Source organism: Microbacterium paludicola (assembly GCF_039529675.1).
GTDB lineage: Bacteria > Actinomycetota > Actinomycetes > Actinomycetales > Microbacteriaceae > Microbacterium > Microbacterium paludicola.
In genome coordinates, this window is sequence record NZ_BAAANG010000003.1 from 67801 (window position 1) to 83616 (window position 15816).

Below are 15816 nucleotides of genomic sequence, written 5' to 3' on the forward strand. Positions count from 1 at the left end.
GCCCCGCACACAGAGCGTCCACTCAGAGGGAGTCATTCCGTGGCACTGATCGAAGCTGTAGGCGCGCGCGAGATCCTGGATTCGCGCGGCAACCCGACCGTCGAGGTGGAGGTGCTCCTCGATGACGGCATCGTGCAGCGCGCCGCCGTCCCGTCGGGAGCGTCCACGGGCGCGTTCGAGGCGTACGAGCTGCGCGACGGCGACAAGGGCCGTTACGCCGGCAAGGGCGTCCAGAAGGCCGTCGACGCGGTCATCGACGAGCTCGGCCCGGCGATCGAGGGCCTGGACGCCAGCGACCAGCGCGTGATCGACGCCGCGCTGATCGAGGCCGACGGCACCCCCAACAAGCAGCGCACCGGCGCGAACGCGATCCTCGGCGTCAGCCTCGCGGTCGCCAAGGCCGCCGCCGACAGCGCCGACCTGCCGCTGTTCCGCTACATCGGCGGCCCGAACGCGCACATCCTGCCCGTTCCGGCCCTGAACGTCATCAACGGCGGCGCCCACGCCGACACCGGTGTGGACATGCAGGAGTTCTTCCTCGTGCCGCTCGGCGCCGAGTCGTTCAGCGAGGCGCTGCGCTGGGGCACCGAGACGTACCACGTGCTCAAGAGCGAGCTGAAGGCCGGCGGCTACGCCACGGGCCTCGGCGACGAGGGCGGCTTCGCCCCCGACCTCCCGAGCAACCGCGAGGCGCTCGACTTCCTGCTCAAGGCGATCGAGAAGGCCGGCTACACGCCCGGCACCGACATCGCGGTGGGCCTGGATGTCGCGGCGACCGAGTTCTTCGAGAACGGCGTCTACCGCTTCGAGGGCAAGGAGTGGTCGAGCGACCAGCTCACCTCGTACTACGAGGAGCTGCTCGCCAACTTCCCCCTCGTCACGATCGAGGACGCCCTCGCCGAGGACGACTGGGACGGCTGGAAGGCCCTCACCGACCGCGTTGGCTCCAAGGTGCAGCTCGTCGGCGACGACCTGTTCGTCACCAACCCGCAGCGTCTGGCCGATGGCATCCAGCGCGGTGTCGCGAACTCGCTGCTGTGCAAGGTGAACCAGATCGGCTCGCTCACCGAGACGCTCGACGCCGTTGCCCTGGCCCAGAACTCGGGCTACACCGTGATGATGTCGCACCGCTCGGGCGAGACCGAGGACACCACGATCGCCGACCTCGCGGTCGCCGTGAACGCGGGCCAGATCAAGTCGGGCGCGCCTGCTCGCAGCGACCGGGTCGCGAAATACAATCAGCTTCTGCGCATCGAGGAGGAGCTCGGCTCCGCCGCGGTCTTCGCCGGCCGCAGCGCCTACCCGCGGTTCAGCTGACAGCTGTCAGCTGAACGAACGGGCGCGACCGCGTGATGCACTGACGTTCGACGAGAGGGGGAGCCGTGAGCAGGAAGACGGCTCCCTCTTCCGCGTCTCGGGGGGCTTCCTCCCGGCGCGCGGCCACGCCCGCCGGCCGCCGGACCGACGCGCGCGAGTGGCTCGGGAGCATCCGCTTCTCCGGCTTCGCGGCGATCATGCTGGGCCTCGTCGTGCTGGCGGTCCTCGTGCTCGCGCCGACCGTCTCGACGTATGTCGAGCAGCGGCAGAAGATCGCCGCGCTGCAGGAATCGGTCCAGGTCACGAAGGACGAGATCGCGGCGCTGGAACGCGAGCGCGACCGCTGGAAGGACCCCGCGTACATCACGACCCGGGCGCGCGAGCGGCTGTACTACGTCAAGCCAGGAGAGGTTCGCTTCCTCGTGATCGACGACCTCGAGGAGACCGACACCCCGCAGGATCCCGAACCCGTCAGCGCCGAGGTCGAGGAGCGGAAGTCGGACTGGATCGGCGGGCTGCTGCGGTCGGTCATGGGCGCCGCGACGGCCAGGAACGCGGTGGAGATCACCGTGGGTGTGCCGGATCCGGCGCCCGCGGAGACGCCGGCGGGCTGATCCGGCTCAGGGAGCACACGGCGGTCGCCGGTAGCCTTGACGGGTGACGACTGACGCCTTCGAACCCGCCCGACCGGTCGACATCGAGGTCGTCTCGGCGCAGCTCGGCCGCGAGGCACGCGGTGTCGTGGGCATCGCCGCCCGGTGCGTGTGCGGCAATCCGACGGTCGTCGCGACCTCGCCGCGGCTGCCGGACGGCACGCCGTTCCCGACGTTCTACTACCTGACCCATCCCGCCGCGACGGCGGAGATGTCGCGGCTCGAGGCGGGGCAGCTGATGCCCGAGCTCGCCGCGCGCCTCGCCGACGAGCCCGAGTTCGCCGCGCAGTACGTCCGCGCGCACGAGGCCTACCTCGCCGATCGCGCGGCGTACGGCGACGTGCCCGAGATCGCCGGCATCTCGGCGGGCGGGATGCCCACCCGCGTCAAGTGCCTGCACGCCCTCGCCGGCCACGCCCTCGCGGCGGGCCCCGGAGTCAACCCCGTCGGCGACGCCGCGCTTGAGCGGTCGGCCTGGGCGCCTGCGCGCTGCGAGTGCGCCGAGCCGGGGAAGGCCGGATGATCCGCGTCGCGCGACTGGCGGCCTTCGCCCTCGCGGCCTTCGCCCTCGCGGGCGCGATGCTGACGGGAGCGGCCGCCGGTGTTCCCCCGACCGACACCGAGCCGACGCCGCGGTCCGCGGCGACACCCTCGCCGTCGCCGTCGCCCACGAAGGAGCCGTCGGAGCGCGACCGGCAGTACTGGATCGACGACTACGGCATCAAGGACGCCTGGAAGACGAGCCAGGGCGAGGGTGTCACGGTTGCCGTGATCGACACCGGCATCGTCGACGGGCCCGAGGCCTTCAAGGGGGCCGTCGCCGGTGGCACCGACGTGTCGGGCGTCGGCGCGCAGGATGGCCGAACACCCGTCGACGTGGTCAATCGGAACCACGGCAGCTGGGTCGCCTCGCTGGTGGCGGCGCGCAACGGGGGAGACGCCGACAAGATGATCGGCGTCGCGCCGAAGGCCAAGCTGCTGTCAGTGTCGGTCGGCTTCGGCGACTCGGCGACCGTGCCGTTCGTGGAGCAGATCGCCGAGGCGATCACCTGGTCGGTCGACCACGGCGCCGACATCATCAATCTGTCCCTGACGACCAACGCCCAGAGCTGGGACGAGTCGTGGGACGACGCGTTCCTGTACGCGATGCAGCACGACGTCGTGATCGTCGCCGCGGCGGGAAACCGCGGCAGCGGCACGAACGTGGTCGGCGCCCCCGCCACGATCCCCGGCGTGCTGACGGTGGCCGGGGTCGATCCCGAGGGCAAGCCGAGCGTGGAGGCCTCCACGCAGGGCATCACGATCGGCGTCTCGGCGCCGAGTGAGAAGCTGCTGGGCATCTCCGCGGACGGTGTGCTGAAGGAGTGGAAGGGGACCAGCGGCGCGGCGCCGATCGTCACCGGCGTCGCTGCCCTCGTGCGCAGCGCCCATCCCGAAGCCAGCGCGATCGACGTGATCAACCGGATCGTGCAGACCGCGCGCAAGCCCAAAGGCGTGACCGAGGTGCCGCATCCGCTCTACGGGTACGGCCTTGTCGACGCGGAGGCCGCCGTCACCGCGGATGTGCCCGCGGCCACCCGCAACCCGATGGGCGATCTCGAGCGGTGGATCGAGGTCAACCGCCGCAAGCCCGCGGAGCAGCAGCCGACGCCGACGGTGGCCCCGGTCGAGATCCCGCCGCTTCCGCCGGCCGAGGGGCGCCCCGAGGCGGGCTCGTCGTTCCTGCCCTCGCAGGAGGAGTTGCGCACGGGGACGCTGCCGCTCGCCGCGCTCAGCGGCGCTGGTATCCTCGTGGTGCTGGGCGTCATCGCGGCTGTGCGACGCGTCCGCTCGGCCCGTGTGCGGCGGTCGCCGGGCAAACCCTGATTCAAGGAGTTCTTCACTCGTGCCCAAGATTCTCATCGTCGGCGGCGGATACGCGGGCTTCTACACCGCGTGGAAGCTCGAGAAGCACCTGCGTCGTGGGGAGGCCGAGGTCGTCATGGTCGACCCGCTCCCGTACATGACGTACCTGCCGTTCCTTCCCGAGGTCGCAGCGGGCTCGATCGAGGCCCGCCACACGGTTGTCTCCCACCGCCGTCACCTGAAGCGCACCACGCTCATCACGGCGAAGGTGACCGGGATCGACCACGCGAACAAGACCGCGACGATCAGCCCCGAGGGTGGCGAGCCGTACGAGATGACGTACGACCACATCGTCGTGACCGCCGGATCCGTCTCGCGCACGTTCCCGATCCCCGGCATCGCCGAGAACGCGGTCGGCCTGAAGTCGGTCGAAGAGGCCGTCTACGTCCGCGACACCCTCATCTCCAACTTCGAGAAGGCGTCGGCCCTGCCCGCCGGCGACCCGCTGCGCCAGCGCCTGCTCACGACGGTCGTCGTCGGCGGCGGCTTCGCCGGCATCGAGACGTTCGCCGAGCTGCGCTCGCTCGCCTCGTCGCTCGTCGGCAAGTACCCCGAGATCTCCTTCGAGGAGACGCAGTTCCACCTCATCGAGGCGATGGGCCGCATCATGCCCGAGGTGTCGCTGCCGACGAGCGAGTGGGTGCTGAAGGACCTCGCCCAGCGCGGCGCGAACGTGCACCTCGAGACGCAGGTCACCAGTGCGGTGGACGGCGTCGTCGAGACCTCGACCGGCGAGTCGTACCCGTCGGGCCTGATCGTCTGGACCGCCGGTGTCATGGCGAACCCCACCGTGGCGCGCGGCGGCGACCTGCCGACCGAGCCCCGTGGCCGCATCACGACGCAGGCCGACCTGCGCGTGGTCGACGCCGACAAGAACGTGATCGAGGGCGCCTGGGCCGCCGGCGACATCGCCGCCGTCCCGGACAAGACCGGTGGCCTTCCCGACGGCACCTGCGTGCCGAACGCGCAGCACGCCGTCCGCCAGGCGAAGCGCCTCGCGAAGAACCTGGTCGCCGTGCTCCGCGGCGAGCAGCCGGTGGACTACTTCCACAAGAACCTCGGCGCGGTCGCCGGCCTCGGCCTGTACGACGGTGTGTTCCAGTCGGGCAAGTTCGCGATCAAGGGCTTCTTCGCCTGGGTCGCGCACCGCGGCTACCACGGCCTCGCCATGCCGACCTGGGAGCGCAAGTGGCGCGTGCTGTGGGGCTGGTGGCACAACCTCTGGCTCGGCCGCGACACCGTGCAGCTCAAGGCCGTCACGCAGCCGCGCGCATTCTTCGAGGCCTACGCCTCGCGCCCGAAGCCGCCGGCCGCCGAGGCCCCTGTGGCTCCGGCCGAGAAGGCCCCTGTCGAGGCCGCTGCCAAGTAAGCCCCGCGTGCACGAGAGCCGCCACTCCCTTCGGAGTGGCGGCTCTCGCCGTCTGCGCCGGTAGCGTGGACAGGCCCCCCGTAGCCCAACCGGCAGAGGCAGGCGACTTAAACTCGCCGCAGTCTGGGTTCGAATCCCAGCGGGGGGACGGATGAGTCCGACTGCTCGCGTAGTCAGATGTGCGTGCCGACGGCCCGCAGGAAGGCCTTCGGGTCGTCGGCCCAGAGGCGCACTCCTTCGACGGCGTGCTCGCCGCCCTTCGGTGCGAGGCCGGGCAGCCTCACGGTCGTGGGGCGTTCGAGGAGGATCAGGATGTTCGTCTCGTTGCCGATGCGCAATGCGAGCGTCGCCCTGCCGTCCTCATCGGTGATCCGCGGCGCCTTCTCCTCGTCCACCCGGCGGGCGATCTCCACCGAGGCGATGTCGGCCCAGGACAGCGGGATGTCGATCTCGATGCCGCTGCGCGCCCGGATGCCGTCGGGGCCGACGACGTGCGGGCGCACAAGCATCGCGCACAGGTAGCCGACCATCCAGGTCAGCCCCCAGATCCCGAGGATGAGCACCACGATCCGCACGACCGGCCAACGATGGACGATCAGGTCGAAGATCGGGATCTCCACGGCGGACAGCACGATGAAGATGACCAGGATGGTCAGGATCGGCCGGTGGTACGAGAACCCGGCGGCCCCTGCCGGGATCGCCGGTCGACGCACGATCGCCCGCCCGATGCCGGCGTAGATCCCGAGCTCGAGCCGCAGCGCGCGAAGGGCCCAGGATCCGGCCCGCGCCCAGAACGAAGGACGGGCCGCGGTGATCGCCGTCGTCATCGCGCGGCCTCGGCGCCCGCGCGCTCGGCGGCCTCGACAAGCTCGGCAAGCCGCGCGGCGATCGCGACGATGCCGCGCTCGAGCGGTTCGCGATCCTGCGGCGCGACCGCGTCGAGCAGGGTGACCGAGAGCTGCGCGTGGTCGCTCTGCATCGCCGCCATCTGCTCGGCGGCCGCATCGGTGAGGGTGACGACGGTCGCGCGCCGATCCGTCGGGTGCGGACTGCGGAGAACGTGCCCGCTCGCCTCCAGTGCGTCGACGAGGCCCGACACATTTCTTGCGCTCACGTCGAGCTCCTGAGCGAGCTCGCGCTGGGTCGAGGGGCCGCGGTGCTGCAGCAGCCACAGCACGCGGACGCGCGAAGCGGTCAGCGTCGTGCCCGCGAAGGCGCGCGCCATGTCGCGCTGGAACAGCTCGCTCACAAGCAGCAGGTGGTCGAGGATCGTCGGCGTCATACTGTTACCGTACTTCATTATTACGTCAGGTAACTGAGTAAACGGCGACATCGGCGGGGCCTTCGCGTCCACCACATGGGCGACGCGGCGTGTCGGGTGTCGCGTTTAGGATGGGGGCATCATCTAGGGGGGTTCCTCAATGGAATGGCTGATTCCTATCGGCATCGTGGTGGCGATCATCGTCATCGCGGGCATCTACCTGTGGGCCACGTACAACTCGCTCGTCCAGCTGAACGTCCGTGTCGACGAGGCGTGGAGCGACATCACGGTGCAGCTGAAGCGCCGGGCCGACCTCATTCCGAACCTCATCGAGGCCGTCAAGGGCTACGCGGCGCACGAGAAGGCCGTCTTCGAGAACGTCACGCGCGCGCGTGCCGAGACGCTCACGGCGCGCGGTCCCGCCGAGGCGGGCGTGGCGGAGGGGCACATCCAGCAGGCGCTGAAGAACCTCTTCGCGGTGGCCGAGTCCTACCCCCAGCTCCAGGCGAGCCAGAACTACCTGCAGCTGCAGCACTCGCTGGTGGACACGGAGGACAAGATCCAGGCGTCGCGCCGGTTCTACAACGGCGGCGTTCGCGAGCTGAACACCAAGATCAAGGTGTTCCCCAACAACCTCTTCGCCCGCAACCTGGGCTTCTCGGAGCGCGAGTTCTTCGAGGTCGTCGACGGCGCCGCCATCGCCGAGCCGCCGCGCGTGCAGTTCTGACGCAGGCGTCACCGAGACGGCCGTCCGCATTCTGCGGGCGGCCGTCTCGCGTTTCCGCCTGCTTCGGGCCGAGGCCCTCTCACCCGAGGCGGTCGAGCACCTCGCGCTCCTCATCGGGGGTGAGGCCGGTGCGCGCCGCATCCGGGGTCACTTCGAGCCAGGCGAGCGTGTCGCGGGCGCTGTCGGCGATGGGCCGGGTGAGCAGGCCGGCTTCCCGAGCCGGCGCGGCGAGGTGGGTCATCATCCCGTCGTAGTCGGGACGCGGCACCCAGAGGGGCAGGGAACGCGGCCCCATCCAGGGGGTCACGCCGACGCCCTCGAGCTGCTCGTCCGTCGCCCAGCGCCAGCGGGGCCTCGCCCCGCAGCCCGCGGCGACGTCGTCGAGCAGGTCGGTAATCGGGCGGGGGTCTCCGATCGCGTCGAAGACCCCGCGCGTCCTCCGCTCGGCGAGCAGGACGATCCACTCCGCGAGGTCGCGCACATCGATGACCTGAACCGGATCCGCAGCGTCGCCCGGTGCCAGCACAACGTCACCGTCCCGGACGCGTCGCATCCGGTCGACCCAGTAGGTCAAGCGTCCCGAGCGGTCGCCCGGCCCGACGATCAGCCCGGGGCGGACGATGGCGTGGGATGCGGCGCCCTCGGCGATCAGTCGCTCGCAGCCTGCCTTCATGCGTCCGTAGTCGGCAGGGTCCTCGCTGTCGTCGTCGAGCGCTTCCTGCAGCGGCAGGGAACCCGGGCCGCCGCCGCGCGTCCGCTCGTCGGCGTAGACGCTGATCGACGACACGTAGACCCAGTGCGCCGCCCGCAGCTGCGCGAGCGCGGACCGTACACGCGAGGGGCGGGACGAGACGTCCACCGCGACATCGACGTCCATCCCCGCCAGCGCCACCGGAAGGGGCACATCGCGGTCCGCGACGATGTGCCGCGCGCCGTCGGGAGGGGATCCGCTCGCCCCGCGGCTGACGACGGTGACCTCGTGTCCGCGCGAGAGCGCCTCGTCGGCCACACAGCGCGAGAGGAAGACGGTGCCGCCGAGGACGAGGAGTCGCATGCCTGCAGTCTGCCGCGCGGATCCGCGGCCGTCAGCCCCTTTCCGCCCGTGGCGGATCGGTGAGACCGGAGCGGCTCAGGCGACGTCGAGCGCCTCGTCGGCCGCCGGCGCGGGCTCCGGATCGAGGGTCGGGCGCTCGTGCCGGCCCGCGTCGGGCATCACGAATGCCAGGTCGTCGGTCGCGTCGCCCCAGGTGGAGATCGTGATGCGGTCGAGGCCCTGCCACGCCGCCGCGTCGCGGAGCGCGGTGGCGACGCGTTCCGCCGCCGTCGAGGGCACACCCGCCTCCCACCACGCCGACTGCACGCGGAGGGTCGAGGCGGCGCGATCTGCCTTCAGATCGACGCGGCCGACGATGAGGTCGTCGACGAGCACAGGCAGGGAGTAGTAGCCGAACCGCCGCTTGTGCGCGGGCGTGTAGATCTCGATGCGATAGTCGAAATCGAACAGTCGCTCCGCCCGCTCGCGGAACCACACCACCGGATCGAACGGCGTGAGGACCGTGGCCACATCGATGCGGCGGGGGAGCGCCGCCTCGCGGTGCGCCCACGCCGGCAGCGCCGCATCACCCCGCTTCCAGCCCTCGACCGAGATGGGGGCGAGCTCGCCCTGGTCGACGAGGTCCTGCACCGCGCCGAGCACCGCCTTACGGTCGCGAATGCGGTGGTAGTCGGCGAGATCGGAGGCCGCCGCCACCCCGGAGGCGCGGGCGGCGCGGTGGACGAGCTCCCGGATCGCCTCCTCGCGTGTCACCTCGGCGTCGAGGAGGTGACCTGGCACGACCTGCTCGGCGAGCCCGTAGCGGCGCTCGAAACCCCGCCTCCCGGCGATCGCGACCTCGCCGAAGCGCCACATCAGCTCGAGCGCGCGCTTGACGACATCCCAGTCCCACCAGGGGCCGCGCCTGCCGCGGTGCGCATCCGACTCGATCTGCGCGGGGCGCAGCGGCCCGCGCGCGGCCAGGTCCGCGCGCACCCACTCGACGGTCGCGGCGTTCTCGGCGTACCAGCTGCCGGGCCCGCCGTACCTCGCGCGCATGTCGTCCATCCGGAACCGCCAGAGCGGCCAATCCTCGACCGGCAGGAACGTCGCCTCGTGCGCCAGGTACTCGACGTAGGAGCCGGTGCTGCGCGGCCGTCCGCCGGCGCCGTGGCGCAGCACGAGGCGATCGAGGTCTGCCGTGTCGTACGCCCCGAGGCGTGAGAACGGCGGCACATAGTGCGAGCGGGCGAACACGTTCACGGAATCGATCTGCAGCACGCCCATCCGCGCGATGGCCGCGTTCAGCTGGCGGGTGCCGACGACCTCGGGTCGCGGGCGGGCGAACCCCTGGGCCGCGAGAGCGACGCGGCGGGCCTCGGCGAGGGACAGGTGCTGCTTCACCCGGCTCACGCTACCGAGGGGGTCGGACATATTCCGGACCGGCATGGAGGGCGGATCTAGACTGACCCAGATGAGCGACGAGAAGCCCCGCGCCGGGATCTGGGACGTGTTCCGCCCGCGACCCGCCGTTCCCTCGGCGGCGCGGCCGGCCGACGCCGTGCCGGCGGGCCTCCGGATCGCGACCGCCTACGCGTGGCGGCTCCTGGTGGTCGCCGCGGCCATCGGCGTGCTCGTCTGGCTCGTCATCCAGTTCAAGCTCCTCGTCATCCCGCTGCTCGTCGCCATCCTGATCACCGCGCTCGTCTGGCCGGCGATGTCGTGGCTGCTGCGGCACCGGGTGCCGCGCTGGGCCGCCATCGTGATCACGCTGATCGGCACGATCGCCATCGTCGCGGCGCTCGTGTGGCTCGTCGCCTGGCAGATCTCGCGCGAGTTCGGCGATGTCCGCGACCGCGTGGTCGAGGCGATCGCGGGGCTGCGCGACTTCCTCGTCGGCGTCGGCGTCTCCGAGGCCGAGATCGACGGCTACCTCGACCAGGGCTTCGCCCTTCTGGAGGAGCAGGCGTCGACGCTGTGGAGCGGGGCGCTCGCCATCGGCTCCACGGTGGGGCACTTCGCGGCCGGCGCGCTGCTGACCTTCTTCGCGCTGATCTGCATCCTCGCCGATGCGGGAGGCATCTGGCGCTGGACGGTCCGCCTCTTCCCGGCCCAGGCCCGCATGGCGGTCGACCAGGCGGCCCGCAACGGCTGGCAGACGGTGATCAACTACGCGCGCACGCAGCTGCTCGTCGCGACGATCGACGCGGTCGGCATCGGACTCGGCGCCTTCTTCCTTCAGCTTCCCCTCGCGATCCCGATCGCCGTGATGGTGTTCCTCGGCTCCTTCGTGCCGCTCGTCGGCGCCATCGTGACCGGCGCCGTCGCGGTGTTCATCGCGCTCGTCTACAACGGTCCCCTCATCGCCCTGGCGATGCTGATCGTGGTCCTCGCCGTCCAGCAGATCGAGAGCCACGTCCTCCAGCCGATCCTCATGGGGTCGGCCGTGAAGGTGCATCCGCTCGCGGTCGTGATGGTGGTCGCGGGCGGATCCATGATCGCCGGCATCCCCGGCGCGCTGTTCGCCGTGCCGCTCGCCGCGTTCGTCAACGTGGTGGCGGTGACCCTGTCCAGCGGGTCCTGGCGCACCGGCGCGCCCGTCCACGGAGAGAACCTGATCTGGGACACCGTCCCGAAGACCATCGGACCGGTCAGGCACGGCGGCGGGGCCGCCGGCAGGCCGGACGAGAAGAACGGAACCGCGTCGTGACCACCCTCGATCCCACACCGAAGCCCACCGAGGCGCTGCCCGTCGTGCCGACCCTCGCCGAGATCGAGGCCGCCGCGCGCAGCCTCGAGGGCGTCATCAACCACACGCCGATGGAGTACTCGCTGCACCTCAGCGAGGTGCTCGGTGCGCCGGTGCACCTCAAGCTCGAGAACCTGCAGCGCACGGGATCGTTCAAGGTGCGCGGCGCCACGTACCGCCTCGCCCAGCTGACCGAGGAGGAGCGCTCGCGCGGCGTCGTCGCCGCCTCGGCCGGAAACCACGCGCAGGGCGTCGCGCTCGGCGCGCAGCAGCTGGGCATCCCCGCGACGATCTACATGCCGCTGGGCGTTCCCGTGCCGAAGCTGCTCGCCACGCGCGGCTACGGTGCCGAGGTCGTGCTCGAGGGCGCGACGGTGGCGGTCTCGCTGCAGCGCGCCGCGGAGCACGCCGAGCGCACGGGCGCCGTGCTGATCCACCCCTTCGACCACCGCGACGTCGTGATCGGCCAGGGGACGCTGGGCCTGGAGATCATGGACGACGCTCCGGATGTGACGACCATCCTGGTCGGGATCGGCGGCGGCGGACTGATCGCCGGCATCGCGGCGGCGGCCAAGGCCCGCGCCGCGGCCGAGGGACGCCAGGTGCGCATCGTCGGGGTGCAGGCCGAGAACGCCGCGCCCTACCCGGCGTCGCTCGAGGCCGGCGAGCCCGTCCGGATCACCACCCAGCCGACGATCGCGGACGGCATCCTTGTGGACCGTCCCGGCGACGTGCCGTTCGCGGTCATCCGCGAGCTGGTGGACGAGGTCGTGACGGTCACGGATGACGACATCGCCCGGGCGCTGCTCGTGCTGCTCGAGCGCGCGAAGGTCGTCGTGGAGCCGGCCGGCGCGGTGGGCGTCGCGGCGATCCTCGCGGGCAAGGTGCGCGCGGACGGTCCGACCGTCGCCGTGCTGTCGGGCGGCAACATCGACCCTCTGCTGCTGCAGCGCGTCGTGGCGCACGGCCTGTCGGCGTCAGGACGCTACATGTCCATCCGGATCCCGCTTCCCGACCGCCCGGGACAGCTCGCGCGCGTGTCGGAGCTGCTCGCCGAGGCCGGTGCGAACGTCATCGAGGTGCTTCACACGCGTCACGGTCAGGGCCTGCAGATCAGCGAGGTGGTGCTGCAGATCTCGGTCGAGACCCGCGGCAAGGAGCACCGCGAGCTCACGCTCCAGATCCTCCGCGACGCGGGCTTCCGCCCCGAGGTGCTGCCCGACTAGCAGGTCTCGTCAGGGCGAGTGCTCGAGGGGCTGTGCCGTGTTCTTTCTCCGCTTCGCGGGGTAGTGCAATGAGCGTGCGCGAACGCTCGCGCCCACGCTCCGCGCGGGCGCTCTCGTTCGCGGGCTGTCGCTTGCGCTCCATCCCTTGACGGGGTCGCGTTGACGAGTTGGTCGGCAGTCGCTTCGCTCCACGCTCACTTCGTTCGCAAGGGGTCGAGCCCGCGGCGACGCGAAACCCCGCTCCTCGGGGAGCAGGGGCGTCGCGCACGCTCACTGCACTACCGAAAAGAAAACAACGTTCGCTGCACGTTCACTTCGTTCGCAGGGGGGCAGCGCCCCGGGCAAACGCGAAAGCCCCGCTCCTCGGGGAACGGGGCCATCGCGCACGCTCACTGCACGACCGAAAAACTAGCCCGTGAAGGTCTCGACCTTGACGATCTCCACGGCGATCTCCTTGCCGTTGGGCGCCTGGTAGGAGGTCTTGTCGCCCTCCTTGAGGCCGAGGATCGCGGCGCCCAGCGGCGACTGCTCGCTGTAGACGTCGAGGTCGGTGCCGCCGGCGATCTCGCGGCTGCCGAGCAGGAACCGCTCCTCGTCGCCGAGGACGAGCGCGGTGACGACCGTGCCGGGCTGGACGGTGCCGTTCGATTCCGGCGCCTCGCCGACGACTGCTTCCTTCAGCAGGGCCTGGAGATTGCGGATGCGCATCTCGATCTTGCCCTGCTCGTCCTTCGCGGCGTGGTAGCCGCCGTTCTCCTTGAGGTCGCCCTCCTCGCGGGCGATCTCGATGCGCTTGGCGATCTCCTCGCGGCCGGTGGTCGAGAGCTCCTCGAGCTCGGCGGCGAGACGGTCGTAGGCCTCCTGCGTGAGGAAAGTGACCTGGGCATCGTTGGACACGATGTGCTCCCTTCGATGGACGGAGATAGTGCAAGACGCCCCGGCGTATTGCCGGGGCGTCAGTGAGATCTGTGGCTCAGACTACGTGACCCAGCAGGATTCGACCAAACCGGTCGTCGCCTCCGCGACGGTCGGGACCGTCTCGGTCTGACGCATCCGGTGGTCTCCGTCGCCCTCGTACTGGACGATCTTCCAGCCGACGACGCCGAACTCCTTGTCGAGCGCCTGCACGGCGCAGGCGACCGAGCGACCCTCCGGGGCGGTGAGCTGGAACGACACCTCGACGGTGTGCTCGTCGCGCACGTCGTAGCCGAGGCCGTCGACCGAGACCGCCTCGACCGAGGTCGACACGGCGGTCCAGCCGAGCCAGCCGATCCCGAGCGCCGCGACGGCGATGAGGGCGCCCCACAGCAGGCGTCGGCGCACCGGGCGCGCCGTGCGGCCGTAGCGGTCGTCGAGCTCCGCCTGGGTGGTCATGGATCTCCATCGGTGAGGGCCCGGGCACTGTCAGGCAGCACATCGGCGCGAAAGTAGGCTTAGTGGTTCCAGGCTAGAACAGGAGCCACCCATGTACGCTCTCGCGGCGACCCCCCTTCCGACGCCCACGCCGACGGTCGATCCGCAGCTGGTGACGCCCGGACCCGGGGGCTTCACGGTGATCGCGATCCTCGTCGTGCTGGTCGCCCTGCTTGTCGCCGACATGCTGCGCCGGGTGCGCCGCACGCGCTACCGCGCGGAGGCGAACGAGGCGCTGGATGCGGAGGAGGAGGCTGCCCGTCGCGACGGTTCCGCAGACGCCGAGGAGGACTCCGCAGCGGAAGTCGACGACGACGCCGATCCCCGCGCATAGCGGAGCAGCGTACGGGCAGACAGGCAGGGCGGTGCGATGAACACGCGTCTGCAGAGATTCGCAGGCCTGGGCATCATGGCACCCACGCTGCGGGTGGCGAAGCGCGGAAGGCCACGGCAGAGGCACCGCGACGGCAGCCGCTGCAGCCGTTCTGATCCGTCCGGAGATTCCGCAACGGCGGTATCAGGCGGGACCGTTGAAGGCCGGTTCCAGGGCGATCAGCAGGGCGCCCGCCCAGTGACACAGGAACGCCAGGACGGTGCACACGTGGAAGATCTCGTGGAAGCCGAAATGCCCGGGCCAGGGGTTCGGGCGCTTGAGGGCGTAGACGACTGCGCCGCCCGAATACAGCAGGCCGCCGACGATCACGAGGACCATCATCGGCGGATTCGCCTCGAACAGGTCGCCCAGGTACATGACCGCCGCCCAGCCGAGAAGCAGGTACAGCGCCACGTACAGCCAGCGCGGCGCACCGATCCAGAACACGCGGAACAGGATCCCCAGCACCGCGCCCAACCAGACGAGGACGAGCAGCAGCATCCCCTTCTCCGGCGGCAGCGCGAGCACGGCGATGGGCGTGTAGGTCCCCGCGATCAGCAGCAGGATGTTCGCGTGGTCGATCCGCTTGAGGACGAGCTTCGTGCGCGGGCTCCAGTCGAACCGGTGATAGACGGCCGAGTTGCCGAACAGCAGCAGCGACGACGCCATGAACACCGAGGACGCCCACTTCGCGGGGCCACCCTCGGCGAGGACGATCAGCACGATTCCGGCGATGATCGCGACGGGGAAGGTGGCCGCGTGGATCCAGCCGCGCCACGTCGGCTTGATCTCGACCGGGGCGTCGCGCTCGGCCGCGTCGAACAGGGGCAGCTGGGGCACGCCGTCTGCGGAGGTCGGGTCGTCGTCGGGCGCGTGCGTCATGCTCCGAGCGTACGGCGAGATGCATGCCGCGAGCGGCACGGGCATGCCCGGCCCCGCCCGCAGGGGAGAGCGCTGGGCGCGGAGTAGCGTATTGACGTGCGAACCATGAGGCAGGCCGAAGGCCGCGGGCCGCTGTACCGGCTGTACAGCTCGCGGCTGCGGCACCAGATCTCTCCCGAGAACGTGCCGCACCACGTCGCGATGGTGATCGACGGCAACCGGCGCTGGGCGCGGCAGCTCGGGTACGACTCGGTCGCGCACGGCTATCGCGCCGGCGCGGCGAAGATCATCGAGTTCCTCGGCTGGTGCGACGAGCTCGGCGTCAAGGTCGTGACCCTCTACCTGCTCTCGAACGACAACCTGCGAAAGCGCGATTCGGCCGAGCTCGCGGACCTCATCGACATCATCGCGGGGCTCGCCGGAGACCTCGCCGACAGCGGCGACTGGCGCGTCCAGCATGCTGGGCGCGCCGAGCTGCTGCCCGACAACCTCGCGACGGCGCTGCGCGACGCCGAGGATCGCACGCGCGCCCACACCGGCCTTCACGTCAACCTCGCGGTGGGGTACGGCGGGCGGCACGAGATCGTCGACGCGGTGCGAAGGATCATCGCGCGCCACAGCGAGAGCGGCGGCACCCTCGAGGAGCTCGCCGAGAACCTGACGCCCGAGTCGATCGGCGAGCACCTGTACACGGGCGGGCAGCCGGACCCGGATCTCGTCATCCGCACGAGCGGCGAGCAGCGGCTGAGCGATTTCCTCGTCTGGCAGAGCGCGCACAGCGAGTTCTACTTCGTGGAGGCGCTCGGTCCCGACCTGCGCGAGGTCGACTTCCTGCGGGCGATCCGCGACTACGCGACCCGCGACCGCCGTTTCGGCGGCTGACCGGGGCCTCGTCGGCGGTCGGTCAG

General features: G+C 70.9%; 17 protein-coding genes and 1 tRNA gene. 11 read left to right on the forward strand and 7 right to left on the reverse strand.

What is annotated here, in order from left to right; translation table 11 throughout:
• Nucleotides 1–39 precede the first annotated feature (39 nt).
• The 6 genes from eno to ABD161_RS03085 all read left to right on the forward strand — a co-directional run bounded on the left by eno (nt 40) and on the right by ABD161_RS03085 (nt 5392).
• The gene (gene eno, locus ABD161_RS03060) at nt 40–1317 is read left to right on the forward strand and encodes a phosphopyruvate hydratase (RefSeq protein WP_135113741.1); all 1278 of its coding nucleotides are present in this window, start codon (nt 40–42) and stop codon (nt 1315–1317) included.
• A gap of 65 nt (nt 1318–1382) precedes the next feature.
• Nucleotides 1383–1931, forward strand: coding sequence for an FtsB family cell division protein (locus ABD161_RS03065; protein ID WP_343999583.1), 549 nt, complete (start codon nt 1383–1385; stop codon nt 1929–1931).
• Between the two features lie 43 nt (nt 1932–1974).
• Nucleotides 1975–2493: a DUF501 domain-containing protein gene (locus ABD161_RS03070; RefSeq protein WP_343999585.1), complete on the forward strand. Its 519-nt coding sequence runs from the start codon at nt 1975–1977 to the stop codon at nt 2491–2493.
• Nucleotides 2490–3836, forward strand: a complete 1347-nt coding sequence (locus ABD161_RS03075; protein WP_343999587.1) for a S8 family serine peptidase — start codon at nt 2490–2492, stop codon at nt 3834–3836. The genes ABD161_RS03070 and ABD161_RS03075 overlap by 4 nt, the downstream gene beginning before the upstream one ends.
• Before the next feature lie 19 nt (nt 3837–3855).
• Complete coding sequence (locus tag ABD161_RS03080) at nt 3856–5244, forward strand: NAD(P)/FAD-dependent oxidoreductase (RefSeq protein ID WP_343999590.1); 1389 nt, start codon at nt 3856–3858, stop codon at nt 5242–5244.
• A gap of 74 nt (nt 5245–5318) precedes the next feature.
• Nucleotides 5319–5392 (forward strand) — tRNA-Leu (locus tag ABD161_RS03085).
• Nucleotides 5393–5417: 25 nt separating this feature from the next.
• On the opposite strand, the gene ABD161_RS03090 is transcribed toward ABD161_RS03085, so the two are convergent.
• Complete coding sequence (locus ABD161_RS03090; protein ID WP_343999592.1) at nt 5418–6071, reverse strand: hypothetical protein; 654 nt, start codon at nt 6069–6071, stop codon at nt 5418–5420.
• Nucleotides 6068–6526 (reverse strand): MarR family winged helix-turn-helix transcriptional regulator, encoded by a 459-nt coding sequence (locus ABD161_RS03095; protein WP_343999593.1) that lies wholly within the window; start codon nt 6524–6526, stop codon nt 6068–6070. The genes ABD161_RS03090 and ABD161_RS03095 overlap by 4 nt, the downstream gene beginning before the upstream one ends.
• 139 nt (nt 6527–6665) lie before the next feature.
• Here ABD161_RS03095 and ABD161_RS03100 point away from each other — a divergent pair, with 139 nt between their 5' ends.
• Nucleotides 6666–7232 (forward strand): LemA family protein, encoded by a 567-nt coding sequence (locus tag ABD161_RS03100; RefSeq protein ID WP_343999594.1) that lies wholly within the window; start codon nt 6666–6668, stop codon nt 7230–7232.
• 79 nt (nt 7233–7311) lie between these two features.
• Here the strand turns inward: ABD161_RS03100 and ABD161_RS03105 are convergent, their stop codons facing one another.
• Nucleotides 7312–8286, reverse strand: coding sequence for an NAD-dependent epimerase/dehydratase family protein (locus ABD161_RS03105; protein ID WP_343999595.1), 975 nt, complete (start codon nt 8284–8286; stop codon nt 7312–7314).
• 75 nt (nt 8287–8361) lie between these two features.
• The gene (locus tag ABD161_RS03110; RefSeq protein ID WP_343999596.1) at nt 8362–9669 is read right to left on the reverse strand and encodes a winged helix-turn-helix domain-containing protein; all 1308 of its coding nucleotides are present in this window, start codon (nt 9667–9669) and stop codon (nt 8362–8364) included.
• Between the two features lie 70 nt (nt 9670–9739).
• On the opposite strand from ABD161_RS03110, the gene ABD161_RS03115 reads away from it, so the two are divergent.
• Both ABD161_RS03115 and ilvA read left to right on the forward strand, forming a co-directional pair.
• Entirely contained in the window at nt 9740–10975 is a 1236-nt protein-coding gene (locus ABD161_RS03115; protein WP_343999597.1) for an AI-2E family transporter, read from the forward strand.
• A gap of 35 nt (nt 10976–11010) precedes the next feature.
• Nucleotides 11011–12240 carry a threonine ammonia-lyase gene (gene ilvA / locus ABD161_RS03120; protein WP_344000086.1) on the forward strand — a complete coding sequence of 410 codons (1230 nt, stop codon included), beginning with the start codon at nt 11011–11013 and terminating at the stop codon, nt 12238–12240.
• Between the two features lie 408 nt (nt 12241–12648).
• Here ilvA and greA read toward each other — a convergent pair whose 3' ends face one another.
• Both greA and ABD161_RS03130 read right to left on the reverse strand, forming a co-directional pair.
• Nucleotides 12649–13137, reverse strand: a complete 489-nt coding sequence (greA, locus tag ABD161_RS03125; RefSeq protein ID WP_135113733.1) for a transcription elongation factor GreA — start codon at nt 13135–13137, stop codon at nt 12649–12651.
• An 81-nt stretch (nt 13138–13218) separates the two neighbouring features.
• Nucleotides 13219–13614 carry a DUF4307 domain-containing protein gene (locus tag ABD161_RS03130; protein WP_343999598.1) on the reverse strand — a complete coding sequence of 132 codons (396 nt, stop codon included), beginning with the start codon at nt 13612–13614 and terminating at the stop codon, nt 13219–13221.
• Between the two features lie 91 nt (nt 13615–13705).
• Here ABD161_RS03130 and ABD161_RS03135 point away from each other — a divergent pair, with 91 nt between their 5' ends.
• Complete coding sequence (locus ABD161_RS03135; RefSeq protein ID WP_343999600.1) at nt 13706–13987, forward strand: hypothetical protein; 282 nt, start codon at nt 13706–13708, stop codon at nt 13985–13987.
• A 183-nt stretch (nt 13988–14170) separates the two neighbouring features.
• On the opposite strand, the gene trhA is transcribed toward ABD161_RS03135, so the two are convergent.
• The gene (gene trhA, locus ABD161_RS03140) at nt 14171–14908 is read right to left on the reverse strand and encodes a PAQR family membrane homeostasis protein TrhA (protein ID WP_343999602.1); all 738 of its coding nucleotides are present in this window, start codon (nt 14906–14908) and stop codon (nt 14171–14173) included.
• A 105-nt stretch (nt 14909–15013) separates the two neighbouring features.
• On the opposite strand from trhA, the gene ABD161_RS03145 reads away from it, so the two are divergent.
• Entirely contained in the window at nt 15014–15790 is a 777-nt protein-coding gene (locus tag ABD161_RS03145) for an isoprenyl transferase (RefSeq protein ID WP_344000088.1), read from the forward strand.
• Nucleotides 15791–15816: the final 26 nt, after the last annotated feature.

Coding starts and splice junctions, on each gene's coding strand:
- ABD161_RS03115 (WP_343999597.1), top strand. CDS start 9,740: ATGAGCGACGAGAAGCCCCGCGCCGGGATCTGGGACGTGTTCCGCCCG.
- ABD161_RS03130 (WP_343999598.1), bottom strand. CDS start 13,614: ATGACCACCCAGGCGGAGCTCGACGACCGCTACGGCCGCACGGCGCGC.
- ABD161_RS03135 (WP_343999600.1), top strand. CDS start 13,706: ATGTACGCTCTCGCGGCGACCCCCCTTCCGACGCCCACGCCGACGGTC.
- ABD161_RS03090 (WP_343999592.1), bottom strand. CDS start 6,071: ATGACGACGGCGATCACCGCGGCCCGTCCTTCGTTCTGGGCGCGGGCC.
- ABD161_RS03145 (WP_344000088.1), top strand. CDS start 15,014: ATGAGGCAGGCCGAAGGCCGCGGGCCGCTGTACCGGCTGTACAGCTCG.
- ABD161_RS03100 (WP_343999594.1), top strand. CDS start 6,666: ATGGAATGGCTGATTCCTATCGGCATCGTGGTGGCGATCATCGTCATC.
- trhA (WP_343999602.1), bottom strand. CDS start 14,908: ATGACGCACGCGCCCGACGACGACCCGACCTCCGCAGACGGCGTGCCC.
- ABD161_RS03075 (WP_343999587.1), top strand. CDS start 2,490: ATGATCCGCGTCGCGCGACTGGCGGCCTTCGCCCTCGCGGCCTTCGCC.
- ABD161_RS03105 (WP_343999595.1), bottom strand. CDS start 8,286: ATGCGACTCCTCGTCCTCGGCGGCACCGTCTTCCTCTCGCGCTGTGTG.
- ABD161_RS03095 (WP_343999593.1), bottom strand. CDS start 6,526: ATGACGCCGACGATCCTCGACCACCTGCTGCTTGTGAGCGAGCTGTTC.